Annotated in this window: 21 protein-coding genes and 1 pseudogene; 20 read left to right on the top strand and 2 right to left on the bottom strand. The window is 60.0% G+C overall.

The genetic code is table 11. From position 1 onward, the window contains the following. The first annotated feature begins 80 nt into the window (after positions 1-80). On the top strand, positions 81-245 hold the full coding sequence (locus AC07W4_RS10580) for a hypothetical protein (protein ID WP_495032373.1): 165 nt from the start codon (positions 81-83) through the stop codon (positions 243-245). Positions 246-1,244: 999 nt separating this feature from the next. Then, entirely contained in the window at positions 1,245-2,441 is a 1,197-nt protein-coding gene (locus tag AC07W4_RS10575; protein ID WP_495032372.1) for a hypothetical protein, read from the top strand. A gap of 189 nt (positions 2,442-2,630) precedes the next feature. On the opposite strand, the gene AC07W4_RS10570 is transcribed toward AC07W4_RS10575, so the two are convergent. Continuing rightward, a complete protein-coding gene (locus AC07W4_RS10570) occupies positions 2,631-2,759 on the bottom strand; it encodes a hypothetical protein (protein WP_264082326.1) in 129 nt (42 codons plus the stop codon). A gap of 1,236 nt (positions 2,760-3,995) precedes the next feature. Next, positions 3,996-4,931 (bottom strand): LysR substrate-binding domain-containing protein, encoded by a 936-nt coding sequence (locus AC07W4_RS10565; protein ID WP_007992557.1) that lies wholly within the window; start codon positions 4,929-4,931, stop codon positions 3,996-3,998. Between the two features lie 174 nt (positions 4,932-5,105). On the opposite strand from AC07W4_RS10565, the gene gtdA reads away from it, so the two are divergent. The 18 genes and pseudogenes from gtdA (at position 5,106) to AC07W4_RS10475 (ending at position 25,971) form a co-directional block, all read left to right on the top strand. Further along, positions 5,106-6,155 carry a gentisate 1,2-dioxygenase gene (gtdA, locus tag AC07W4_RS10560; RefSeq protein WP_495032371.1) on the top strand — a complete coding sequence of 350 codons (1,050 nt, stop codon included), beginning with the start codon at positions 5,106-5,108 and terminating at the stop codon, positions 6,153-6,155. Between the two features lie 30 nt (positions 6,156-6,185). After that, a complete protein-coding gene (locus tag AC07W4_RS10555; RefSeq protein WP_495032370.1) occupies positions 6,186-6,884 on the top strand; it encodes a fumarylacetoacetate hydrolase family protein in 699 nt (232 codons plus the stop codon). An 86-nt stretch (positions 6,885-6,970) separates the two neighbouring features. Then, positions 6,971-8,338 carry an MFS transporter gene (locus AC07W4_RS10550; protein WP_108231499.1) on the top strand — a complete coding sequence of 456 codons (1,368 nt, stop codon included), beginning with the start codon at positions 6,971-6,973 and terminating at the stop codon, positions 8,336-8,338. 21 nt (positions 8,339-8,359) lie between these two features. After that, positions 8,360-8,998, top strand: a complete 639-nt coding sequence (maiA, locus tag AC07W4_RS10545; protein ID WP_495032369.1) for a maleylacetoacetate isomerase — start codon at positions 8,360-8,362, stop codon at positions 8,996-8,998. A gap of 65 nt (positions 8,999-9,063) precedes the next feature. Beyond that, positions 9,064-10,263, top strand: a complete 1,200-nt coding sequence (locus tag AC07W4_RS10540; RefSeq protein ID WP_495032368.1) for a 3-hydroxybenzoate 6-monooxygenase — start codon at positions 9,064-9,066, stop codon at positions 10,261-10,263. 383 nt (positions 10,264-10,646) lie between these two features. Further along, positions 10,647-11,591 (top strand): 3-carboxyethylcatechol 2,3-dioxygenase, encoded by a 945-nt coding sequence (mhpB, locus tag AC07W4_RS10535; protein ID WP_495032367.1) that lies wholly within the window; start codon positions 10,647-10,649, stop codon positions 11,589-11,591. A 43-nt stretch (positions 11,592-11,634) separates the two neighbouring features. Next, a complete protein-coding gene (locus AC07W4_RS10530; RefSeq protein ID WP_495032366.1) occupies positions 11,635-12,504 on the top strand; it encodes an alpha/beta fold hydrolase in 870 nt (289 codons plus the stop codon). Positions 12,505-12,622: 118 nt separating this feature from the next. Beyond that, positions 12,623-13,429 carry a 2-keto-4-pentenoate hydratase gene (gene mhpD / locus AC07W4_RS10525; protein ID WP_495032365.1) on the top strand — a complete coding sequence of 269 codons (807 nt, stop codon included), beginning with the start codon at positions 12,623-12,625 and terminating at the stop codon, positions 13,427-13,429. A gap of 32 nt (positions 13,430-13,461) precedes the next feature. Continuing rightward, positions 13,462-14,397 carry an acetaldehyde dehydrogenase (acetylating) gene (locus AC07W4_RS10520; protein WP_495032364.1) on the top strand — a complete coding sequence of 312 codons (936 nt, stop codon included), beginning with the start codon at positions 13,462-13,464 and terminating at the stop codon, positions 14,395-14,397. Positions 14,398-14,407: 10 nt separating this feature from the next. Next, positions 14,408-15,427, top strand: coding sequence for a 4-hydroxy-2-oxovalerate aldolase (dmpG, locus tag AC07W4_RS10515; protein WP_495032363.1), 1,020 nt, complete (start codon positions 14,408-14,410; stop codon positions 15,425-15,427). Between the two features lie 102 nt (positions 15,428-15,529). Then, positions 15,530-16,813 (top strand): annotated as a pseudogene (locus AC07W4_RS10510) (PDC sensor domain-containing protein); the annotation flags it as partial. Beyond that, positions 16,790-17,503, top strand: a complete 714-nt coding sequence (locus AC07W4_RS10505) for a methyl-accepting chemotaxis protein (protein WP_495032430.1) — start codon at positions 16,790-16,792, stop codon at positions 17,501-17,503. The pseudogene AC07W4_RS10510 and the gene AC07W4_RS10505, both read left to right, overlap by 24 nt. 198 nt (positions 17,504-17,701) lie before the next feature. Further along, the gene (locus AC07W4_RS10500) at positions 17,702-18,751 is read left to right on the top strand and encodes a WD40/YVTN/BNR-like repeat-containing protein (RefSeq protein WP_495032362.1); all 1,050 of its coding nucleotides are present in this window, start codon (positions 17,702-17,704) and stop codon (positions 18,749-18,751) included. 35 nt (positions 18,752-18,786) lie between these two features. Next, entirely contained in the window at positions 18,787-21,159 is a 2,373-nt protein-coding gene (locus tag AC07W4_RS10495; RefSeq protein WP_495032361.1) for an efflux RND transporter permease subunit, read from the top strand. A gap of 65 nt (positions 21,160-21,224) precedes the next feature. Next, positions 21,225-22,832, top strand: coding sequence for a DUF1302 family protein (locus AC07W4_RS10490; RefSeq protein WP_495032360.1), 1,608 nt, complete (start codon positions 21,225-21,227; stop codon positions 22,830-22,832). Between the two features lie 20 nt (positions 22,833-22,852). Next, complete coding sequence (locus AC07W4_RS10485) at positions 22,853-24,121, top strand: DUF1329 domain-containing protein (protein WP_495032359.1); 1,269 nt, start codon at positions 22,853-22,855, stop codon at positions 24,119-24,121. A gap of 129 nt (positions 24,122-24,250) precedes the next feature. Then, positions 24,251-25,357 carry an alcohol dehydrogenase catalytic domain-containing protein gene (locus AC07W4_RS10480; protein ID WP_495032358.1) on the top strand — a complete coding sequence of 369 codons (1,107 nt, stop codon included), beginning with the start codon at positions 24,251-24,253 and terminating at the stop codon, positions 25,355-25,357. A 62-nt stretch (positions 25,358-25,419) separates the two neighbouring features. After that, complete coding sequence (locus tag AC07W4_RS10475) at positions 25,420-25,971, top strand: cupin domain-containing protein (protein WP_008047627.1); 552 nt, start codon at positions 25,420-25,422, stop codon at positions 25,969-25,971. Positions 25,972-26,006 lie beyond the last annotated feature (35 nt).

The following is a 26,006-nucleotide window of genomic DNA, read 5'->3' as shown; positions in this document are numbered from 1 at the left end:
TTCAGCTAAAGTCCCTTCTCAGTGCGAGGTTCGCGATGTGTAACGATCCAGCTGATGATCTCTCGGATGACTCATCACCCGTGCAAGTTGAAGCTGAGGGTGAGGTGGAGTACAGCGAAGAATTCGCCGCCATGATTCTCGAACAGGAGGCGAATTGCCGCTTCCAGGACATTGATGTCGACGACATGCTCGCAATGCTTGACCGCATGATCCTCAAGGCCCAAGGCTTGGGCAGTGTGCATTAGCTCTCCAAGCAAAGTATCAACAACTGGTCCAGCTTGCAGGGTGATACTTAGCCACCCATGCCTCAATAATCGCAGGAGTAAATGCCGTTGCGCACGGCTTTGCTTTTGTCATCACAGACGGCGATGACCACGTTTCACAGCGATGCCTTTGGAGCTTCGCTAAGTGAGTCCAGGCAAAGCAGGTGAGTGGGTTGGTAGACACCGTTATCCTCATAGCCCTGATGCCCACTACCATCAGCCAGTGGCCTTCCAATGTCGACCAACTCACTTCAGCGCAGCGGTCAAGATTGCTGGCTAGTTTGAGAAATCGCTTAGCGTCATGTCTGGGATGTCAATCCGGTATGTCATGGATTGGACAGACTTTCGTGAAAAAAAATAGCTCTTTCGGGGCTTTTTCTGCCTTTTTCACTGCTTGATTTTTGCTAAATCAAGGAGGTTTTTGTTTTTAAAATATTGAAATATAACGAAATATTATTTTTGTCTGTCCAGCCCATCATAGGACATACGAGCAAGAGTGGCGACTGGTCGTGGTAGACGGCTCGAACGAACCCCCAAGAAATTTCTTCGCACCGCTAAAGGCTGTTTATCTCGGCTCTCAAATAAGTGAGGAGGATGAGGTCTAGGTTGTTCGAGAAGCGCATCATTGATGCTTGAAGCACTAAAGTCTCGAAAAATCTCAACAAGGGAACGACATGAAATTGTTCCTAGGAGCTTTGGCGGTGTCGGCGTCGGGCTAACGAACGACGGCTTCTGGCTGTGGACATTGACTAGCGGCTGCTCAAGACCGCGCGAATCGCATGCAGGATTCGTCGCCTTGGGATCTTGACCTGAACAAGGTCGAGCCACTGTGCGCACAGAACTGGCGAAGCACTGTCGCTGGGAATGTGACGCTGGAGTTGAATGTCCGCGTGTGGCCCACAGTGATAAAAACAAGTTACTAAGCCAACGGCATGCAAAACGACTAGCCTCTTCAGTCATCATCATTTCCGATGTCACGCAATGACCACAAAAAGCCCCGAGGACTTGTATAAGGATCTGCTGTCATTAGATGACCCCAGAATGGTTCGCCTGATCAGTAACAGAGCATTGCTTTTGCCTGTGGAGTCGTTCTGGAAGCTCCTGCACACCAGCCATAGAGAAATATGGGAGGGCGTTCGCGCGGGCAATCCTTCGCTCCCGGTAGCCAAAACAATGGCCAGGATGCTGGTCAGCCCATTACGACCGCTCGGACGCAGCGCAATGAGCCGTTTGATCCGCGCCGTCCCTACCGCGCTGATTGATGAACTGTTGCGACCTCATGATGCCGACTACGTTTGGCCGGTAGGGGCGGCCTGGATTGGCCTGTTTAGCAGCGGACTTTTCCATCACAAGGCGGCCAAGGCATTCTGGGTCCAATTTGTCCGGGATGCCACAGTGTTAAACGCCGAAACGCTTCGGGCTGGTCAAGGCTTGGAAGAGAACTGGCGACGCTATGCCAGTTCGCCGTTAGTGTCGCGGTTCGGGTGTGCTGCGCTACGGGCAAAATCTGCACCTGATTCCACTCAGCGGGAGGACAATGAAGCGTCTGTTGACCAGGTGATTTCAAGCGTTCTCACCGCTGATGTACTCACTGTCCTGCTTCGCCTTCTTGCCTGGTACGTAGCAGATACCGTTGTTGAGAATTTTTGGGAAGCGGTGGAACGGGACGGCATGTCGGAGCTGATTCCCTTTGACGGTGTCATACCAGTCTACAAACCGCTAAGCGGAGAATGGAGCAATCCGATGCTTGGGGCTCTTGAACACCTCGCAAAGCTTTGTGACTGGCAACGAAAGCAGAAAGTGACGACCTATCTTGGAAACCGTTGGGCAAATAGTTCAGCCCCTGAGGGTGTGGATGGGCCAGCTCGCATAAAGCTGCTCAGGAATTGGGTTCAAGCGAAAAAAGGCCGTCCGAAATTCCGGACACTTCTCGATCTGGTCGGTGCGGTGACCAAAGAATCACCCCGGTTGAAAGATGCCGATCCAGAGGGAAAAGCCTATGACGCCTGGATTCAAGCATCCGTTTTGCGACTTGGCGAGACCCTCGCCTTGGTACGACTTCATCTTACGCATATCGGTCTGACGCACGACGAAGTGGCGTCCGTCATGAGCGCTTACGCTCAAGAATATCGTTTTGCCAGAACGCAATTGGACCGACCAATGAGCGCTCGGAATTAAAACGAGGCTGCGTGAGCAGCCTCTACTTGCCGTTATCAATGCCCAGAACGTGGCTGCTGTCGTGGGTCCAGTTGCTTCCCTCGGTTACCTTGGGCCTTGTCGTACAAAGGATTGGTGCCGCGAGTGCCTTTGTTCGCATTGCCATAGTCCGACTGGGCGTCTTGTGGCGCTTTATAGGCTTTGGCCATTTCAGTCGTTCTCCTCTGAGCGGGTATCCCAATCGTCCGGGCGCTCATCTTCACCTCGAGATTGCCAGTAGGCGTCATTGTTGTCGTTCAATTGGTTAGCGCGATTGTCTTGATCAGACTGCTTGCTCATGGTCCGGCTCCTGATGATTTTGCCAACGTGCCCGATGCAAGTTGACGGGGCCAGTATCAGCAGTGAGTGCACGGCCATATAGGGAACTGGCGTGGAAATTTTCGTACCGACTGTTGGCTGGTTGATAGAAAGCGTCATGTGATCGGCGGTCAGGTGAGTAACCTTCCATCGAGCTGAAATCTATCGACCAGCCGATCCAAGCCAGGCTAGGCCAGGTTGGAACCGAGCGTAAGTGCAATGTAGTCAGTGAGAGCTGGGATGTAGCGAGGAACTGGGGGAGCAATAGCCGCAATCACGAGTGGTGGGGCAGTGGGATTTGAAGTATCGAGGAAGGGATTGAGGCGGGAGCTTTCGCCTCAATCCTGATGCTTTACCTGGACAGCGAATTCTTTTTCATGAAAATCAAGAGCGTCTTTCCCGGTAATCCGTGAAGAACCAAAAAAGGCCTAGTGACTTTCCGAGTGACTTTGTAATTCCCTGTTCCGCACAGTTGGGCATCGTTGCAGCGAGCGCCAAGCGCGAAGCCTTGTGGTTAGCGGCCTGTAGAGGGGGCCGCTTGCATGGGGTGCTAGGGGTCGAGTGTTCGAATCACTCCGTCCCGACCATATAATCCAAGGGGTTGCGAGATTTTATCTCGCGACCCCTTTTTATTTTTGGACGTTTTTACCCCCCACAAAACGACTGGCTCCAGGTGAAATCCTCACCTCTTCCGGAGGAGATGGACGCAAGATTTCTGTGTGCCAATGTCCCCCGCAGGAAGTTTGCCGATGGAGGGCAGGGATGGACCTGGTTGACGGCTCGTCAGGCAGTCTTCTCCAACTCTTGTCCACTGGGGGTTAGCTTATGGCGACTAGCCGAGCGCACCGAACAATGTGATCAGGCAGATACTGAGAATCAACGTAGTACTAGTAGGGCATGGTGGTTCATGGGGATCCTTGCGCGAGATCGCAGATCATCCAGGCTCTCGCGGCCAACGGTCGGGGAGTGGGCGTCGTCACCGATTTACCGCGCTACGGTCTGTACGGCGTGTTGATCCAGGCCTCGCCACCCGCTCCGGAATTGAACATGAGGTTGCCTTGCACGGTGCGTGGGATCGTCAGCATCACAGCCCCGGAATCCTGGAAAGCCTGGCGCAGCGGTTCAAGGACTGTTTGCTCAGTACGCACGCAAGCGCGACGCTTGTGTCTGCAACTCGAGCTATGACGTGGTGGCTAACAGGACACTGCAGCGTCCTATTCAGCGAGCATCCGGAAACTCGATCTGATTGGCTGACGCGTAGCGCAGGCTATCGAGCAGGTCGGCGATCCCCTGGTCGCTCTCTGTACCTTTGCGCCAGCACATTCCTAATGTGCCCAGGGCATCGAGTTCAAATTCCAGCGGGACGATCAGGCCGCGCTGGGTGAAGTGGTCGGCCACGCGGTCCGAGGCGATCGAGAGCATGTCGCTCAATTGCAGCAGCCACAGGTTTGCAATCAGCGAGGATGACTCCACCCGATAGGGCAAAGGCCGTTGACCGGCGTTGGTCAGGGTGATGTCCAGCTTGCTGCGAATCGGCGTGCCCACTGGCCACATAATCCAGTCGAAGGCATGCAATGCCTCCCAGTCCAGTGAAGGTTGGCTGGTCAACGGGTGCCCCGGCCTGCTGATCACCCGCATGGTCTCTTCATACAGCAGTTCGCTGCACAGACTGTGACGAGGGGCGAAATTGTCGAAGCGGCCAACCACCAGGTCCAGTTGCCCTTGCTCCAGTCGCTCGAGCAGCACATTCATGGTGTTTTCCTGAAGCTCCACCTGTGCATTGGGATGTAAACGCAGAAACTGGATGATCGCCGCTGGCACCAGGTTAGGCGCAGAAGCGGGTGATGTGCCGATGGCAACACGATACGAACTGCCTTCCTGCATGGCGGCCAGATTCTGCTGGGCTCGGTCCATTTCACTCAAGACCCGCCGTGCATGACCCAACAACATGTGCCCTTGAGAGGTCGGTTTGAGCCCGCGGGCATGGCGTTCGAATAAGGGCGCGCCAACACTATCCTCCAGTTCCTTCAGCCATTTCGAAAGGGCCGGCTGAGTCGTGAAAGTCACCCGGGCAGCCTCACTGATACTTCCGGTCTCAGCCAGGCTGATCAGCAATTGCAGGTGACTGAGTCGTAGTCGGCGGGTCCAGTCCATCTTTTTACCTATACATTTATTGGCATGTGTTGATCGTAAAATAGCATTATTAGGATATGTGATGCTGCAGGATAATTCATCGGGCAACGGTTTCTACCTCGCATGGAAACCGCTCTTCGAAGCGTTTACCCGGCTAAAGGGTTTGACCTTCGGCTAACTCGCCAGGGTGTCCTGATGAATAACAAAATCAACGATGTGCGTGCCGATTTTTACCAGCGCATCGACAAGCATCATCTCTTCCCGCTTTGGGAGCAACTGCACAATCTGGTTCCCAAAGAGCCTGCCGATGCCTGTGTCGGTGCGTTATGGCGTTATCGGGAATTGCGTCCTTATCTGACTGAAGCGGGTCGTTTGATCTCGGCAGAAGAAGCGGTTCGTCGCGTTCTGGTCCTGGAGAATCCTGCCATCCGTGGCTCGGCTTCGATTACCTCGAGCCTGTACGCCGGACTGCAAATGATCCTGCCGGGTGAGATCGCCCCAAGTCATCGCCACAGTCAATCAGCGCTGCGCTTTGTCGTCGAAGGTCGCGGGGCGTTTACGGCAGTCGACGGCGAACGCACGACCATGGAGCCCGGCGACTTCATCATCACACCCTCCTGGACCTGGCATGACCATGGCAACCCGACTGAAGCCGAAGGCGGCGAGCCGGTGATCTGGCTCGACGGTCTGGACATTCCCATGGTGCGTTTTTTTGGCGCTGGATTCGCCGAAAACTACGAGGAGCCGGTTCAGCCACTGACCCGCCCCGAAGGCAACAGCTACGCGCGCTATGGCATGAATTTACTGCCGATGCATCATGAATCCAGCTCGCGAACTTCGCCTGTATTCAACTACCCCTATGCCCGTACTCGCGAGGCGCTCGACATCCTGCTGCGCCAGGATCAGGTCGATCCGTGGGATGGGGTGAAGCTGCGCTACGTGAATCCGCTTACCGGCGGCTGGCCGATGCCGACCATCGCGACCTTCATGCAAATTCTGCCGCGAGGTTTCCGCGGTCAGACTTACCGCAATACCGATGCCACGGTTTTTTCGGTCGTGGAAGGCCGGGGCAGCGTCAATATCGCCGGACAGCGCCATGAGTTCGAAGCCCGCGACATCTTCGTTGTGCCGAGTTGGGCGGCGGTGAATTTTCAGACCGATGAAGACTGCGTGCTGTTCAGCTTCTCTGACCGACCGGTCCAGGAAGCGCTGGGCATTCTTCGCGAATCCCGTGAATCCCGTTAATCCCTAATTCGTTTCTATCAGGAGTCGAGCATGACTTACGTTGTCGAGCCTCAAACGGTTACTGCACTGTCGATCAATGGCAGCACTGACACTTTTCCGGTGCGCCGGGTGTATTGCGTCGGCCGTAACTACGCCGCTCATGCGCGGGAAATGGGTTTTGATCCCGACCGCGAGCCGCCGTTCTTTTTCTGCAAACCGGCCGACTCCGTGGTGCCGGTGGCTTATTACCAGCCCTTGGAACTGCCTTATCCGGCTGAAACCAGCAACTATCACTACGAAATCGAGCTCGTCGTGGCCATTGGCAAGACAGGTCGCGATATTCCGCTGGAGCAGGCCAACGACTATGTCTACGGCTACGCCGTTGGCCTGGACATGACCCGCCGTGACCTGCAGATGAAAATGCGCGAAATGGGCCGCCCTTGGGAAATCGGCAAGGCGTTCGATGCCTCGGCTCCGATCGGTCCATTGCACCCGGCCAGTCAGATTGGCCACCCGAGCAAGGCCGGTCTGTGGCTGCAGGTCAATGGCACTGACAAGCAACGCAGCGATATCGACAAGCTGATCTGGTCTGTCCCGGAAACCATTAGCTATCTCTCGCGATTCTTCGAACTGCAGCCTGGAGACTTGATCATGACCGGTACACCGGAAGGTGTGGGCCCGGTGGTGGTCGGCGAACGCATGACTGGTGGCGTAGAAGGCTTGGGCGAGATCCAGGTCGACGTCGTTTAACCCGCTCCGGGGCCGGCTCCACGCCGCCGGCCCCGGATTGAAGGCCAATACGTGGCCCGCATTGCGCGGGCCCGGAGGATTCGCTTATGTCTTCCACTGATAAAAATAATAGTGTGGATGTACAGGACTTCATCGACACCAGGCCGGTCAGCCCCTTTCAGTGGTTGGTTCTGGGCTTGTGCTTTCTGGTGACGGCCATTGATGGTCTGGACACTGCCGCCGTCGGTTTCATCGCCCCGGCCTTGCGCGACGAATGGGGTTTGACGCCTGCGCAACTCAACCCGGTACTGGGCGCTTCTTTGCTCGGCCTGATGCTGGGGGCTTTCATCGCAGGCCCCTTGGCTGACCGTTTCGGTCGCAAAACCATATTGCTGATTTCCGTTTTATTCTTCGGTGGGTGGAGCCTGGCCGCTTGTGCATCACAAGATGTCCTGAGCCTGACCGCCATGCGTTTTCTTACCGGACTTGGCTTGGGTGGCGCCATGCCCAATGCGATCACCCTGACCTCCGAATACTGCCCGCAACGCCGTCGCTCGTTGATGGTCACCACTATGTTCTGCGGCTTCACCCTGGGGTCAGCGCTCGGGGGGGTAGTAGCCGCTCAGATGGTCCCAGTGTTCGGTTGGCGCAGCATGCTGTTTCTTGGCGGCCTGTTACCGCTGTTGTGTTTGCCGTTTCTGTTTGTACTGTTGCCTGAGTCGGTGCGATTCCTGGTGCAGCGCTCGGCGCCTGCGGCGCGGATCAGCGCCATTTTGCAACGCATCTCGGCACAACCGCTGGCAAGCAACCTCAGCTATGAGATTCACGATGGTATCGGTGAATCCAACACTCGCCAGTCGCCGATCCACCAGATTCTCAGCGGTAGCCATCGCATGGGAACCCTGCTGCTGTGGAGTTCATTCTCCATGAGCTTGCTGATCATTTACATGATGACCAGTTGGCTGCCGATCCTGATCAAGGATACCGGCCTGCAGCTCAGCCAGGCAGCGCTGATCAGCGCCATGTTTCAGGTTGGCGGCACCGTGGGCGCCATTGTCCTGGGTGGGGCCATGGATCGCTGCAACCCATTCTGGGTGTTGGTCTGTGCCTACATCGCAGGCGCCTTCTGCCTGATGTCGATCGGTCTCTTCCATGATCAGTACATCCTGTTGGTTCTCGGTGTGTTCGGCATGGGCTTTTGCATCAGTGGATCGCAAGTTGGGGCCAATGCGCTGGCTGCCGGCTTCTACCCGACCACTATGCGTGCCACCGGGGTCAGCTGGGCCCATGGTGTCGGCCGCATCGGCGCGGTTCTCGGCACCCTCGGCGGTGGCTGGATGCTAGGCATGGGCATGGGTTTTAGCGGCGTCTTCACCCTCCTGATGGTGCCCGCCGTGCTGGCAAGCGCGGCGATATTTCTGATGGGCCTACGCTACAGCCGCTCGCTGCAGCAGACCTCAATCGTCGTTCATTGATCTGCCATAGGTACAGTCACTATGAAGCTCTACAGTTTCTTCAATAGCTCCACCTCTTACCGGTTGCGTATCGCGCTTGCGCTGAAGGATCTGCCCTACGACTACCAGGGCATCAACCTGCGGGTCGGTCAACAGTACAGTTGCGATCATCGCGAGCGCAGTCCGATTGGCGGTGTGCCGGTGCTCGATGCCGATGGCGCTCTGTTGACCCAATCCCTGGCCATCATCGACTACCTCGACAGCCAGTACCCCGGCCCACGGCTGATCCCGACCGATGCTCTGCAGCGTGCCCGCGTGCTGGAAATCGCCAACCTGATCGGCTGCGATATCCATCCGATCAACAACGTACGGGTGCTCAATTACCTGCAGAACGTATTGGCCGTCACCGCTGAACAAAAGGCTGCCTGGTACAAACATTGGGTGGCCGAAGGCCTGGCCGCCGTCGAAGCACTGTTGCAACGCCATGGCAGCGGCAACTACTGCATGGGTGACGAGCCTGGCCTGGCCGACTGCTGCCTGATACCGCAAGTGGCCAATGCCGAGCGCATGGGCTGCGACCTTTCCTCTTACCCGCGGGTGATGGCGGTGTATCGCCATTGCCTGGAGCTGCCTGCATTTCTGGCTGCTGCACCTGCACGGCAGCCCGACTTCATTGCATAACCAATCGGCAGGCTTCGCTGCCCATTCAAGCAGCCTGCTCAGCAACCTATTTGGAGACCGGAATCATGACTGCACAAGATAAAAAACAGTCGGTTATCGTCGTCGGTGGAGGCATCGGTGGCCTCGCCGCTGCCCAGGCATTGACCCAGCAGGGTATTGCGGTACTGCTACTGGAGCAGGCTGACCATATCGGCGAGATCGGTGCCGGCATCCAGCTTGGCCCGAATGCCTATGCGGCGCTCGACGCTCTGGGAGCGGGCGAGGCCGCACGGAGTCGCTCGGTGTTCACTGATCATCTGATCATGATGGATGCAATCGATGCCCACGAAGTCGCTCGCATCGATGTCGGTGAAGCGTTCCGCAAGCGCTTTGGCAACCCCTATGGAGTGATCCACCGTGTCGACATTCATCTGTCGATTCTTGAAGTGGTGCAAAACAACCCGCTGATTCAGTTCAAAACCTCGGTCTGCATTAAAAACCTTGAGCAGGACGCCGATGGCGTAACGCTGACCGACAGTCACGGCAATACCTACCGCGCCGATGCCGTGATCGGCTGCGACGGAGTGCGCTCGGTGGTTCGCGATGCGCTGCATGGCGAGCCGCCGCGTGTGACCGGGCACGTGGTGTACCGCGCGGTGGTCGAGGAAAAGGATATGCCTGAGGACTTGCGCGTCAACGCGCCGATGCTCTGGGCAGGCCCGCGTTGCCACCTGGTGCATTACCCGCTGCGTGGTGGCAAGCAATACAACCTGGTCGTCACCTTCCACAGCAAGGAACAGGAGGAGTGGGGCGTTACCGAAGGCAGCAAAGAGGAAGTACTGAGCTACTTCGAGGGTATTCACCCGCGTCCACGGCAAATGCTTGACCGTCCGACCTCCTGGCGGCGCTGGGCCACGGCTGACCGCGACCCGGTGGAAAACTGGGGCGAAGGTCGTGTGACCATCCTCGGCGACGCCGCGCATCCCATGACCCAATACCTGGCCCAAGGCGCCTGCAGTGCTTTGGAGGACGCCGTGGTACTGGGGCAGGCCGTCAGGCAATGCAACTTCGACCTGCAAGCTGCTTTGCGTCTGTACGAAACCATCCGTATCCCACGCACCGCCCGCATACTCTGGTCAGCCCGGGAGATGGGACGCCTCTACCACGCCAAAGGCGTCGAGCGTCAGGTGCGCAACCAGCTATGGGAAGGACGTACGCAGGAGCAGTTCTACGACGCCATACAGTGGCTGTACGGCTGGAGCCTCGATAACTGCATGAAGCACTGATCCGCTTAACGACTTCGCCTAACGCAAACACGGGCCATTAAAAAATGGATCTCTGAAAAGAGGTCCATTTTTTTTCGTCCAAAGAAAGGTCGTTCTTTGGCGCAGTTTTTTGCGCTGTCGGGATAACGGCGTAACCCATTGGAGCGCCGATGCCGGGAGAGCTTCCTATGATCGGGTCATGTCTATGGCGACGTATTGGGATCGCAGTTGGAAATGAGCACAGACGACCAGGTGTCTTGCCGGACGAAGTTTTTGCGTGAGATGCCAACCGACGAAACCAGAGCGCCAATCAAGGTTGGTTACTGATGTCTGCTACGGAGTTGATCGCTCATGAATGATGCGACGTACCGAGTCACCCTTTCGTGTAAGCAAGGTGGCCTGAAGTGAGTGCCTATCTGCAATGCCTGTCGCATACCCCACTGGTCGGTCATGTCGACCCGCTTCCGGCGGTGCTGGCCGAGGTCGATGGCGTGGTGGGCGACGCCCGGCAGCGGATCACACAGTTCGATCCGGAGCTGGTGATCCTGTTCGCGCCGGATCACTACAACGGCTTTTTCTATGACGTGATGCCATCGTTCTGCATTGGCATGGCCGCCCATGCCATCGGTGACTTCGGCACCGCTGCCGGTCCGCTCAGTGTACCTAGAGATCTGGCCGAGGCCTGCGCCACGGCGGTACTCGATGCGGGTGTGGACACGGCCGTTTCCTACTGCATGCAGGTCGATCATGGCTTTGCCCAACCGCTCGAGTTGTTGCTTGGTGGGCTCGAGCGTTGCCCGGTAATCCCGGTCTTCGTCAACTCAGTGGCCATCCCTCTGCCGGGTTTCCAGCGGGCCCGCCTGCTAGGCGAGGCCATCGGGACTTTTGCCCGCACGCTGAATAAACGGGTCCTGTTCCTTGCATCCGGCGGTCTGTCGCATCAGCCACCGGTGCCGGAGCTGGCCAAAGTGGATGCCCGCCTGGCCGACCGGCTGATGGGCAGCGGCCGAAACCTGCCGGCCGATGAACGTGAAGCGCGCCAGCAGCGGGTCATCCTCGCGGCTCAACGCTTCATCGAAGACCCGAGCTCGCTGCACCCGCTCAACCCGGAATGGGATCAGCAGTTCCTCGACATTCTGGCCGAAGGGCGCCTTGCCGAACTGGACGGATTGGGCAATGCCGAGCTGTCTGCCCTCGCCGGTAAATCCACTCACGAAGTGAAAACCTGGGTGGCGGCTTTCGCCGCGCTCTCGGCCTTTGGTCCCTATCAGGCAAACGACCGTTACTACCGCCCGATTCCCGAATGGATCGCAGGCTTCGGCTCGCTCAGTGCCAAACCGTCGGTCTGAAGCGACTTCGTAATGCCATTCTCTGAACTCAAGGAGTTAGCCAATGAGAGAAACATCCCAAGCCCTGACCGAAGCGTCCAGCAGCAAGTTCGCTCGTATCAACGAAGGCGATCTTGAGCTGAACATCCATTACAACGACTGCGGCCAAGGCGCCGAGACAGTAGTGATGCTGCACGGTTCTGGTCCGGGCGCCAGCGGCTGGGCCAACTTCAACCGCAACATCGAGCCATTGGTCGAGGCCGGCTACCGGGTGATCCTCATGGATTGCCCAGGCTGGAGCAAGAGCGACTCCATCGTTTGCACCGGCTCACGCTCGGATCTTAATGCCCGCGTGCTGGAAGGCCTGCTCGATGTGCTGGGCCTTGAACGAGTGCATATTCTCGGCAACTCCATGGGTGGTCACAGCGCTGTCGCCTTCGCTCTGGCCAACCCGCAGCGGGTCGGCAAATTGGTGCTGATGGGCGGCGGTACCGGTGGTGCGAGTTCGTTTGTACCAATGCCGACTGAAGGCATCAAGCTGCTGCAGGGGCTGTACCGCGAGCCGACCGTCGAGCACCTGAAGAAGATGATGAACGTCTTTGTCTTCGACACCCGCGACCTCACTGAAGAGCTGTTCCAGACTCGCCTGGACAACATGCTGTCACGTCGTGATCACCTGGAAAATTTCGTCGAGAGCCATTCCATCAATCCGAAACAGTTCCCTGACTTCGGTCCGCGCCTGGGCGAAATCAAGGCGCAGACGTTGGTTATCTGGGGTCGTAACGATCGTTTCGTGCCGATGGACACCGGCCTGCGCCTGATCGCCGGCATCCCCAATTCCGAACTGCACGTGTTCAACAGCTGCGGCCACTGGGCGCAGTGGGAGCACGCCGACACCTTCAACCGCATGGTGCTGGATTTCCTGAGCCACTGATCGGGCACCTGGCGCTGGCGGACTTCGGTTCCTCCCACTCCAGCGCCAGGCATGCTCGATACCCTCTTGGCAGGGTATCGGGCGAAGCTTGAGCAGCGCGCAATCTCTGAGGTGAGTTATGAGTGTTACCCAACAGACCCTGGATCAACTGGCCAGCGCCTTGCGCCAGGCCCAGGCCAGCGGTGAAGCGATCGAACCGCTGCGCGAGCAGATTGGCGAAAACAACGCCGAGGCCGCTTACGCCATCCAGCGGCTCAACGTCGCCCATGCCGTGGCCAGCGGTCGGCGCGTGGTCGGGCGCAAGATCGGCCTGACCAATCCCAAGGTGCAATGTCAATTGGGTGTGGATCAGCCGGACTTCGGCACCTTGTTCGCCGACATGTGCTACGGCGACAACCAGGTGGTGCCGTTCGCCAGTGTGCTGCAACCGAAGATCGAAGCCGAGATCGCGCTGATCCTGGAGCGCGACCTGCCAAGCGTCGACACCACGTTTGCCGACGTAATGGCGGCCACCGGCTGGGTCGTCCCGGCACTGGAAATCGTTGGCAGTCGGGTCCAGGGCTGGAACATCCGCTTCGTCGATACCGTGGCTGACAACGCCTCCAGTGGCTGCTTCGTGCTCGGCGGTCCAGCCCGTCGCCTGGAAGGCCTCGACCTGCGTCTGGCAAGCATGCGCATGACCCGCAACGGTGAAGAGGTTTCCAGCGGCAGCGGCGCCGAGTGTCTGGGCCATCCGCTCAATGCCGCGGTCTGGCTGGCTCGGACCATGGCGCGTTTGGGTGAACCGCTCAAGGCCGGCGACATCATTCTCACTGGCGCGCTGGGGCCGATGGCACCGGTAGCGGCGGGCGATCGATTCGAGGCCGAGATCGAAGGTATCGGTCGTGTCGGTGTGGACTTCAAGGTAGAGAGTAGCGCCGAGTGATCGGCGACTTGCGTGCACAAAAGGTAAACACCATGAAAAAACTCAAAGTCGCCATCGTCGGCTCCGGCAACATCGGCACCGATCTGATGATCAAAATCCTGCGTAACGCCAGGCATCTGGAAATGGCGGTCATGGTCGGCATCGACCCGGCCTCGGACGGCTTGGCCCGTGCTCAACGTATGGGGGTGGCCACGACCCATGAAGGCGTTGAGGGCCTGACCCGCATGGACGTGTTCAAGGACATCGACTTCGTTTTCGATGCCACCTCGGCCGGTGCTCACGTGAAGAACGATGCGTTTCTGCGCTCGATCAAACCCGGCATCCGCCTGATCGACCTGACACCCGCCGCCATCGGCCCGTACTGTGTACCAGTGGTCAACCTGGAACAGAACCTCGACCAGTTCAACGTCAACATGGTCACCTGCGGCGGTCAGGCAACCATCCCGATGGTCGCGGCGGTATCGCGCGTGGCCAAGGTGCATTACGCCGAGATCATCGCCTCGATCGCCAGCAAATCCGCCGGTCCCGGCACCCGCGCCAATATCGACGAGTTCACCGAGACCACCTCCAGGGCCATTGAATTGATCGGCGGCGCGGCCAAGGGTAAGGCGATCATCATCATGAACCCGGCCGAGCCGCCACTGATGATGCGCGACACGGTGTTCGTGCTGTCCGAGGCGGCCGACCAGGCCAAGGTCGAGGCCTCCATCGAAGAGATGGCCGCCGCCGTGCAGGCCTATGTGCCGGGCTATCGTTTGAAGCAGAAGGTCCAGTTCGACGTCATCCCTGAAGACGCACCACTGAACATTCCTGGCCTCGGCAAATTCTCGGGCCTCAAGACCTCGGTGTTCCTCGAAGTCGAAGGTGCCGCCCATTACCTGCCGGCCTACGCCGGCAATCTCGACATCATGACCTCCGCTGCCTTGGCCACTGCCGAGCGCATGGCGCAGTCGATGCAACAGGCCTGAGGAGAATTTCATGAACGGTAAAAAACTCTACATCTCCGACGTCACCCTGCGCGACGGCAGCCACGCGATTCGTCACCAGTATTCGCTGCAGAACGTGCAGGACATCGCCCGCGCCTTGGACAAAGCCAAGGTCGATTCGATCGAAGTGGCGCACGGTGATGGCCTGCAAGGGTCGAGCTTCAACTACGGCTTCGCCGCCCACACCGACCTGGAATGGATCGAAGCCGCCGCCGACGTGATCAGCCACGCCAAGATCACTACCTTGTTGTTGCCGGGCATCGGCACCGTGCATGACCTGAAAGCGGCCTACAACGCCGGTGCCCGGGTGGTACGCATCGCCACCCATTGCACCGAAGCGGATGTCTCGAAACAGCACATCGAATACGCCCGCGAGCTGGGCATGGATACCGTCGGTTTCCTGATGATGAGCCACATGATCCCGGCCGAGCAGTTGGCCGCCCAGGCCAAGTTGATGGAGAGCTACGGCGCGACCTGCGTGTACATGGCCGACTCCGGTGGCGCGATGAACATGCAGGATGTGCGCGAGCGCTTCCGCGCGTTCAAGGCGGTGCTCAAACCGGAAACCGAAACCGGTATGCACGCCCACCACAACCTGAGCCTCGGCGTGGCCAACTCCATCGTCGCGGTGGAGGAGGGCTGTGATCGTATCGATGCCAGCCTCGCCGGGATGGGCGCCGGTGCCGGCAACGCACCGCTGGAGGTGTTCATCGCCGCTGCCGAGCGCCTCGGCTGGAACCACGGCACCGACCTCTACACCTTGCTTGATGCCGCCGACGACATCGTTCGCCCGCTGCAGGACCGGCCGGTGCGGGTGGATCGCGAAACCCTGGCGCTGGGTTACGCCGGGGTCTATTCGAGCTTCCTGCGCCACGCTGAAATCGCCGCCGCCAAGTACGGCCTCAAGACCCTCGACATCCTCGTCGAGCTGGGCAAGCGGCGCATGGTCGGCGGTCAGGAAGACATGATCGTCGATGTTGCGCTGGACTTGCTGGCCACCACCAGATCCTGATCCGGGTACTGGTTCCCCCGGCGGGCAGTCGCTCGCCGGTGGGTCATCGCAAGCGTGTTGGCCAGGGACTCTCGGCCTGGCCACCCTCTACAGGAGTTCGTCATGCTGGCCAACCTGTCCCTGAAGAACAAACTACTGCTCACCATCCTGCCGCTGACGCTGCTGATCTATCTGGCGACGATACTGTTGGTCTACCAGTCGAGTCGCACCTCTACCGAGACACTTGCAGAAGTCGCGGTGGACGCCATCGTCCATCAACAAGCCGCCGAGATTGCCGCCTGGTTTGACAGCGCGCTGCAAGGCGTGCGGACCAGTGCTGACCTGCTGTCGCGGGAAATAGTCGACGGCAAGCTGGTGGACAGCCGCATCGCTGATCAGTTGCTCGAATCGTTGTTGCAGAACAGCCCGCAGGCAAGCGCCGCCTGGTGGTTACCAGCGCAAACCGGCGACACGCTGTATTGGCTGCGTGGCGAGCAGGGCGTGCAGCGGGCCCCGGGCGCCTCGCGTGAGGCGGTACGCGAGGCGCTGGGAACTATGGGTGGCGAGCGCGAAAGTGTCGCGCCGCCGCGTGCGTTACCTGGCCTTTCTGCATCGCGACCGGTGATCCTCGTGCAAGTGCCGGTGCGCGTGAACGGGCAGTTGATCGGCATACTGGGTTTGGGCCTGGATGCCGATCAACTGCAGCGGCGAGTCGCCCGACTGCGCCCTTTGGATGTAGGTCTGGCGGCGCTGACTGCCTTTGATACGACGCTGGTCGCTCATCCTGATCCGACGCGTGTGGGCCGCCGTTCGGCCGATACCGAAGCGGATTTTCTGGGCGACCACTTGCAGTCGATGATCGACGCGGTGCGCAATGGCAAGTCCCTGTCCCTGCGCTTCGTCTCGCCAGCGATGCGCGAAGAAGTCTTCATGCTCGCGGTGCCGGTCGTCATCGGCAATACCGCTACACCCTGGTCGTTCGGCGTCGCCCTGCCCAGCGCGGCGGTGCTCGGTGGAGTCAAGACCCTCGCGATCGAGATGCTCATTCTCGGCAGCGTCGCCGTGCTGCTGGTCGGTGGTCTGATCCTGTTGCTTGGCCAAGCCATGGCGCGACCGCTGAATGCAGTGGTGCAGGCCATTGCGCAGTTGGCCTCGGGCGAGGCGGACCTGCGGTCGCGCCTGCCGGTCAAGGGGCGCGACGAGCTGGCAACCCTGGCACGTGAACTCAATGGCTTCCTTGGCACCATGGCCGACCTGGTGGGAGAGATCAAAGGCAACAGCGAGTCCCTGCAACAGACCTCCACCAGCCTGCAGCAGGAAAGCCAGTCCACCGGCGTCGTGGTCGATACCCAGCGAGATGAGATCGGTCAGTTGGCCACCGCTATGCAGCAGATGGCCATGACCGTAGAGGAGGTGGCCGCCAATGCTGTTCAGGCTGCGCAGGCCACCCAAGAGGGCGATATGGCGGTGGCGCAGGGGCAGGCCACGGTGGCCCGGTTAAGCAGCGCCATCGTCGAGGATGCGCAGATGCTCGGACAGATTTCCCGGCTGACCGGACAACTGGAGCAAGCCAGCCAGGCCATTGGCGTAGTGGTGGCGGTGATCCGTGATATAGCCGAGCAAACCAACCTGCTGGCACTCAATGCGGCGATCGAGTCGGCGCGGGCCGGCGAGCAGGGCCGAGGTTTTGCCGTCGTTGCCGACGAAGTGCGCGCCCTGGCGCGGCGCACACACAGCTCGACCGAGGAAGTCGGCAAGAGCATCGGCATGATCCAGGACAGCACGCGCAGTGTGGTGGCGATGGTCCAGAAGAGCCGCGACACCTCGCAGGCAAATGTTGTCAACGCGCGTGAGGCCGGCATGGCACTGCAGCGCATCACCGAAATGATTGGCCAGGTGCGCGACATGAGCCGACAGATTGCCACGGCTACCGAGCAGCAGGCCACCACCAGTGAACAGCTGTCGAAAAGCCTGGTGAGCATCGCCAGTTCCGCGCAAAGCGCTTCACAGAGTGCTGGCCAGGTTCACCAGCGCAGTCACCACCTGCAGACTTTGGCGGGCCGCCTTGACGGTTTGGTGAGCCGTTTTCGACTGTGATTCGCGCCTGCGGTGTGTGGCGGACCGGTAACGGTTCGCAGCGCGCCCGTCGCTCCGAAAAATGCCCGCATCGACATTAATCGGCGCCCAAGGGACAAGTCAGGCAGTGCCGGGATAGTCCCCTGTTCGGCCATGACTTTAGAGTCGAACTGCCTCAGTCGTCAGCCATAGACGACGCTAACCCGGCGGAATCGACCCATGTCAAAACTTATAAAAATCGATCAAACCACGGCCTTGCCGGTGTCGCCCGCGACCCTCGGTCAACGTGCCCTGCATGCCCTGATGGCGGCGCTTCCGTGGGCGATCATCGGCGGCCTGCTGTGGGCCGGTCTGTTCATCAAACCGCAGCCGGTGGGCGCCACGGTGACGCCGCCGCTGCTCGAACGACGGGACCATTTCTACGGTCTGGCCCTGACCCCGGACGGTGAAGTCTGGGTCAGTGGCTCGAATGGCAAGATCCTCGCCTTCGCTGTGGACGGCCAGTTACGCCGGCTGGCCACGCCGACCGAGCGCACTCTGCAGGACATCGCCGCATGGGACAGCAGCCATGCCGTGGCGGTTGGCAACGACGGTGTTGTGCTGTTCAGCCTGGATGGCGGTCGTCTCTGGCAAGCGGCGGCCAATGTGCCGCGTTCGCAGATCGCCAACAAGCTCAACCGCGTGCGTATCGCTGCGGGCGGCCTGGCCATTGCCACCGGCGAGATGGGTGCATTGCTGATCAGCCATGACTATGGCCAGAGCTGGCTGCGCTTGCGCGAGGAAGAAGACGTTGCCTGGAACGATGTGGCCATCCTCGACGGCGGTCGGCTGGTGGTGGTCGGCGAGTTCGGCCGCATCCTGCGCAGCGATGACCTCGGTCAGCACTGGGAAGCAATCGAAGCGCCGCTGCCCGGCTCGCTGATGTCGGTGCAGTTTCGCGATGCACAGAATGGCGTGGCGGTCGGCCTGGAAGGTGCGCTGCTGGTGACCAGCGATGCTGGTCGGCATTGGCAGAACATCGACCTGGACATAGGCGATCACCTGTTCGACGTGCTGTGGAACCCGACGCAAGCCCGCTGGTTCGCTACCGGCTCGCTGGGACGCTGGGTGAGTGGCAGCGGCGAGGCCGACAGCTGGAAGGTCGGCGTTCTGGATGACCGCAACCTGTCCTGGCACACCCGTGCCCTGGCCGTCGGCAACGATCTCTGGCTGGCCGGCGCCGACCTTGGTCGCTGGAACGGCCGGCGCTGGTCGCCTCTGAAACCCTGATCCCTGCCATGGCCCACTTCATCCGAGAAAACAGCATGATCGAACATATTGCCGAATTCTGTATCCGTCGACGCGCCTGGGTGGCTGGTGTGCTGCTCGCACTGACCCTGACGCTGGGCTGGTTCGCCCTGCACATCGAAGTCCGCACGGTATTCGAGGACATGCTGCCGTCGCGTCACGAATACGTGCAGACCCACGAGAAATTCAAAGACACCTTCGGCGGCTCGAACATGGTCACCATCATGTTTGAGGTCGAGCAGGGCGATATCTTCCGCACCGACGTGCTCGATAAGGTGCGCAATGTCACCCTTGGACTGCGCGAAGTCTCCGCGGTCAATCCTTACCAGATCACCTCTCTGGCCTCGAAGAAGCTCAAAGAGGTACGTGCCTCTACCGCTGGCATCGAGAGTCGCCCGCTGATGTGGCCGGACCTGCCGGCCAACGCCGAGGCGATGGCCGGGCTGAAGCAGGCGGTACTGCGCAACCCGCTGGTGTATGGCCCGTATGTGTCCAAGGACCTGCAGGCGACCCTGATCACCGTCGATTTCATCGATCAACAGGTCGACTACGCCAAGGTGTTCAGCGAGATCCGCGGTCTGATCGCCAAGGTCGACGATGGCAGCGTGAAAATTCGCGTGGCCGGCGACCCGATCCTTTACGGGTGGGTTGGCCATTACTTGCCGCAAACCCTGCAATTGGTGATCGGTGCCCTGACGCTGACCCTGATCCTGCTCTTCGTTCTCCTGCGTACCTGGCGTGGCGTCAGTCTGCCGTTGCTCGCCGGCGCGGTCAGTGCGCTGTGGGCGCTGGGCATCTGTCGTCTGCTGGGCATCAACTTCGAGCCGCTGGTCATTGTCGTGGCGATGCTGATCACCTCACGGGCGGTGTCGCACTCGGTGCAGATCGTCAACCGTTTCGACGACGAAATCGAGCTGCTTGCACCCGGTGCCGATATCTCCCGCATCGCCGCCCGGGTCGCTCTGGCGGATCTGTTCCGCCCCGGCATGCTCGGGGTGATCGCCGATGCTGCCTGTATGGCGGTGGTCGCACTCAGTCCGATTCCGATGCTGCAGAAACTCACTGTGCTGTCGGTGGTCTGGGTGTCGACGCTGACCATCAGCGCGGTGATCCTCACCCCGGTGCTGCTGTCCTTCATCCGCAAGCCGCACGGCACCGCGCACCCGATCAACTGCTTGCCGGTACTACGCAAGGTGCTCGACCTGAGTGTTTGGGTCAGCCTGTCGAAAGCCCGTTACTGGGTGCTCGGTGGCAGCCTGCTGGTGGTGCTCAGTGCCGGCGTGTACTCGCTGAACCTGAAGATCGGCGACGCCAACCCCGGTTCGCCGATCCTCTGGCCGAACTCGCCATACAACCTCGACTCTGCTGCGATCAACGCCCGCTTTGATGGGGTCGACCGGATGTTCGTGGTGCTCGGCGAGGATGGCCATGCCGGTCTGGTCAAGCGCAACGACGCGCTGAAGGCGTTGAACAGCTTCCAGCGTTTCATGGAAGCGCAACCGGAGATCGGCGGCTCGGTCTCGATCTCCGACGTGCTGCCGCTGGTCAACAGCAGCCTGCGCGAAGGCAACCCACGCTACCTCGAATTGGCCGATAGCGAGGGCGTCAACGGCAGCCTGATGGCCATGCTCGACTCGATTTCCGAGCCGGGCGATACCTCGCGATTTGCCGATGACCAGTACGCCAACGGCTCAGTGACGCTGATGTTCCGCGATCGTCAGGGCGAGACCATCCGGACCGCCGTGGAGCGGATCAAGGAGTTCATCGCCAGCCATCCACTCAGTGAAGGTCAATGGCAACTCGCGGGCGGCCTGGTCGGTGTGATGGCGGCGATCAACGAAATCATCCTGTCCAGCCAGATCGAGGCCATCGCCCTTGCCCTGCTGGTACTCGCCGTTCTCTGCACCCTGGTCTACCGCTCCAGCGTGGCCGGCATGCTGTTCATGGTCCCGGTGATCATCTCCAACATGCTGACCTTCGCCTTCATGACCTGGAAGGGCATCGGCATGAACATCAACACCGTACCGGTGGCTGCGCTCGGCATTGGTCTGGGTGTGGACTACGCGTTCTACATCGCCGACCGGATCAAGGAAGAGGTCGCCGCTGGCGCCAGCGCCGAGGAGGCGGTCCGCAGAGCTCTGCATTCGGCCGGTATGGGTGTGATCGTCACCGCCAGCGTGCTGATCCTCAGCACCCTGCTGTGGTGGATGTCGTCGCTGCGCTTCCAGGCGGAAATGGGCCTGCTCATGGCCATCTGGCTGAGTGCCTCGGCGTTCTGCGCGTTATTCGTCATGCCATCGCTGATCTATGTGTGCCGCCCGCGCTTCATCTTTGGCGAGCGGTCACAGGCATCGGTCGCTGCACCCGCTTCGGCGTGTCAGCTGACCTGAGACGAGATTCCCAAAACAACAACAACCAACGGTTCCTCGCTGCCACCATCTCTTGGGGAGACATCATGAGCAAACACCACAACCCGGGCGCACGCATGCGCGCACCGATCGACAAACTCACTTTAGCGATCGCGCTGAGTACGCTGGCCATGCCACTGCTGGCTGAGGACAGCTTCAAATACGATGGTTATCTGCGCGAAGAACTGTCGTGGAACGCCAAGAACTGGGAGGACACACCGAACTACAACGACAAGGGCAAACTGTCGATGGCGCGCAGCACCGCGCGGCTCAATCTGGATTGGCAGGCCACCGACAAGGTCTCGGTCGTCGCCAAGCTGCGTGCCTCGCGTGAGGTCAAGACCGGCTTCCTCGAACATCTGGAGGACATGGGCGCGAACAACTACCACCACGCCGATGGCCAGGGCGACATCATGGATCTCTACAACAAGCAGGAGATCCGTGAGCTGTACGTCGACTTCCCGGTTGGCGAGCGCACCTCGTTCCGTATCGGCAAGCAGCAGATCGCCTGGGGCGAAACCGATTTCTTCGCCGCCAACGATCTGGTGCATGGCTTCGACTACACCTGGCGCAGCTTCCTCGAGCCAGCCAACGAGGAGCTGCGCAAGACCAACAACATCATCAAGATGAATGTCGATGTGCCCGAGCTGGACGGTGGCCTGGAAGTCTTCGTCCGCCCTGGCCTGGATCGCAAAGAGGACATCGGCACCGAGATCGATATCTATGGCGGACGCTGGTCGAGCCAACCCTATGCCGGTGTCGATTTTCGCAACATTGACCCGTACAACTTTGAAAACGACGAGGGCGACTACCGCGATTTCACCGGTGGCTTGCGCTGGAGCGGTATGGTTGGCGACACCAACTACTCGTTGTCGTACCTGAAGACCTTCTACAACTCGCCGATCCTCAATGCGTCAAACAACCTCGCCATCATCGGCCAGCCGAACACGCCGTCCGGCGCGGTCACCCATGGCACCGACCAGACGCGTGGCGTTGCCGGCGAAGTGATCTATCCGATCGTCGATATCTTCGGTTTCAGCGCCAGCCGCTACTCAGAGCTGGCCGATGCGGTGCTCAGCACCGAGGTGGCCTACATCAAGGATGCGCCTTACCAGATCGAACTCTCCACGCCAACGTTGATCAGCCAGATCGTTGCGCCCGGCTTCGACGGTTTCACCCGCAAGGACGTGGTTGCCATGATGCTGCGCATGGACAAGAACATCGCTGCCACCCAGACCCTGCTGGGCACGGAAAAACCAATGTTCTTCTCGGTGCAGTTGTTCGACAAATGGGTGCAGAACTTCGACAAGGACGATCAGCTGCTCTACAGCGTCGGCTGGGGCGGCAAGGTCAAGGAACACTCGATCCTCGCCACTACCATCTTCGACCTCAGCTACGGCAGCGGCCGCATCCACCCGAACCTGGTACTGGGCGCTGACCTGAGCAACGGCGGCGGCTTCGCCGTGCCGTCGGTGACATTCGAGCTGACCAGCAAATGGCGCTGGAAGGTCGAGTACGACGCCTTCTGGGACGACGCGTCGCGCAACAGTGACAAGTGCACTGCGCCGAACGCCGCGACCTGTGACAGCACCACCATGTTCGGTTACTTCCACAACCGCGATCAGCTGTACACCAGCCTGACCTACCTCTTCTGAGCCACGCCGGAGATTTTGTCATGACCGTATCCCGTTATATCCTGCGCCAGTCCCTGTCCCTGAGCCTCATCGCTGTTGCAAGCAGCCTGTCGTGCCTCGCCGGCGCTGCCGAGTTGCCGGCCGGCACGGTGATTTCCGCCGCCAACCTCGACCAGATCAAGAACGAAACATTCGAAGGGCACACCATCGCCAGTCTGCTCACCGAGAAGATGGAGTGGCGCATCCGTAACAGCGGCTGGAAATTGCCCCTGGCCAAGTCGAAGAACGTTGCGCTCGATCCTCGCTGGGTCGCGGCGACAGCGGCCAACGCCGGCAAGACCTCGATCAACAAGGAAGCCTGCCGGATCGATGGCTGGGGTGCCGGCGCTCCCTTCCCGAACATTGATGAGAAGGACCCTCAGGCGGCAGAAAAAATTGTCTGGAACTTCCACCTCGGCCAACTCATCGGTGATGTGTCCCAGGTGCAGAACTTCACCCAGCTGCTGATCGACGGCGGGCGTGGCATTCATGCCGAGCCGGTCGCCGAGTTTTCCCGGTACACCATGAAAGGTCGTCTGACCGGGGGGAGTCCAGTGGAAGGCGATGGTAGCGAGCGCGGTCGGCAGTTGCTGTACTTCAAGTCGCCGTCCGATATGAAAGGGCTCGGTACTTATACCGTCATGTACGACGACGCGAAGGTCAACGACGTGTGGGCCTACATCCCCGCGGTACGCCGGGTACGTCGCCTGTCCGGCGGGGCCTGGATGGATCCGGTCGGCGCTTCCGACCAATTGCAGGATGACCTGGAGGGCTTCAACGCCCGGCCTTGCTGGTATTCGCAATACAAACTGCTGGGCAAGCGCTGGGTGTTGGCGGCCGCGAATGGCAAGGTCGACTTGTGGAACACCCAGGGCACGTCTGCCCAGGAAAAATATGCGGTGCTGGAGAACCAGTCGCCGTACTGGAACATGAACAACGACCTGTACGAGCCGCGTGAGGTTTATGTGGTCGAGGCCATCACGCCGTCGACCCACCCGTACAGCAAGAAAGTGCTGTACATGGAAACCAAATACCCACGCGTCCATTTCGCCGAAGCCTACAACCGCAAGGGCGAGTTCTGGAAGTTCATGGAGTGGCACACCGCCTACAACGCGGCCGACGGCGACATGCGCACCACCGGCAGTGCCGTGATCGACTTCCAGCGCAATCACGCCACGCTGTCCTTGATCGACACGAAGACCTGGAAGACCAACTTCGACGCCAAGTCCAATGACTTCTCCCTGCAGGCCCTGCAGAAGGCGGGGCGCTAGTCCGCCTGCGCGCCTGGCCGTCATACGGTCGGGCACTCGTCTGGATTGTTCCACACCCACTCCAGCCCACACAGATCAAACGGTCGGATGCACCCCCATGCGGGGTGTCACGACCAGAGGAACCTAACCATGTCGATGATGAAAGCCGCGCGCCTGCACGAGATTGGCGGTCGATTCACTTTTGATGAAGTCCCCTTGCCGATACCCGGTGACCACGACGTGCTGGTCAAAGTCGAGGCCAGCGGGGTGATCCCCAATCTGAAGAACGTCACCACCCATTTCCCCGAGTGGTACCCGTTTCTGCCGCTGCCAACGCTGCCGGCGGTCTTCGGTCTGGACAGTGCCGGAACCGTTAGCGCGGTAGGCGCGAAGGTCTCGGCGTTCAAGCCCGGAGACCGCGTCTACGTCAATCCTGGCGTCGGCTGCGGCGAGTGTCGTTATTGTCGGCAGGGTGAGGCGCCGCGCTGCGACGCTTATACCTTCCTGGGCTATTTCGGTTTCGGCCCCGGCTCGCAGGCGATTTTCAAGCACTATCCCCACGCCGGCTATAGCCAGTACATGACTGCGCCGTCGACCAGTCTGGTGCGTCTGCCGCAGAAGCTGAGCTTCGCCCAGGCGACTCGCTTGGGCTACCTTGGCACGGCCTATTCGGCGATCCGCAAGTCAGCACTGCGGCCGGGGCAGAGCATCCTGATTCTCGGCGCCTCCGGTACGCTCGGGGTCGGTGCGACACTGCTCGCATTGGCGTTCGGCGCGGCACGCATCGTGGTCGCGGCGCGTGACGAGGACGCTCTGGCCAGGCTCAAGCAATTGTCACCTGAGCGCATCGTCACGGTATGCATCGGTGCCAGCGACATCCAGGAACAGGTGCGTGAGCTGGTTCCCGGGGGCGTCGATGTGATGCTCGATACCTTGGGCGCCAAGGCACCGGCGACGCTGTCGGTCAATGCCATGCAAGCCGTCGCACGGGGTGGCCGGATCATCCAGATCGGCGGCGTCGCGGGTCCTGTTCCGATTGATCCGCACCCGTTCATGTGCGCTCAGTTGCAGTACATCGGCTCGCTGTGGTTCACCACCGCCGAGGGTGACGAGATGGCCCGCATGATCGAAGCCGGCAGTGTCGACCTGTCGTTACTGGAGGAGCGCCGCTATCCGCTCGAACGGCTCAACGAAGCACTCGAGGATATCCAGACCCAGGCCAACGGCTTCACCAACTTCCATATCGTTCACGCTTGAATATCCTGCCCGCGCCGCGAAGACCGGCGTGGGCCTCACACTTACTCGGAAGCGTTCAGACAATGACAACAATGCGCATCGTGACTGGCCGAGACAGTTCCGGCAGTTCAGTCATCATCAGCAACGGCCCGCTCGCCGGCGCCGAATCCTTCACCCATTCCCCCGGTTTTTCTGCCGCACTGATATGGCAGACCGAACCGCAGGCGCGCATCGTCGATTGGCCCGTCGACCCGACGCCGCAGGTGGTATCGGTAGTGCCGGGGCCGGGCGGTACCAGTGCGCTGCTGGTCACCTTTGCACCAGACAATCTCATCGGCATCGCCGACTTCGATCCAGTAGCCGCCGGGCTGGAGCTCTGTGCCCGACTACCAGGACTCGGTGAACGCTTCGAAGCGGACCATCCGGGTTTCCATTGCACCGACACCATCGACTACGGCGTAGTGCTCGAAGGTGAAGTCGACCTGGAGCTCGATAACGGGTGCACTAACCGATTGCGCCAGGGCGATATCGTGGTGCAAATGGGTACTCGTCATGCGTGGCGTAACCCCGGTAACACTCCGGCTCGCCTGCTGTTCGTTCTGGTGGGGGGTACACGGTCGCCAAACCCGGTCTGAAAGGGCGTAAAACACCGTAAAACACGGGGTTTCGG

This window comes from Pseudomonas sp. GW821-FHT02A08, from assembly GCF_059422045.1.
This window is presented reverse-complemented; position numbering and strand designations above follow the sequence as displayed.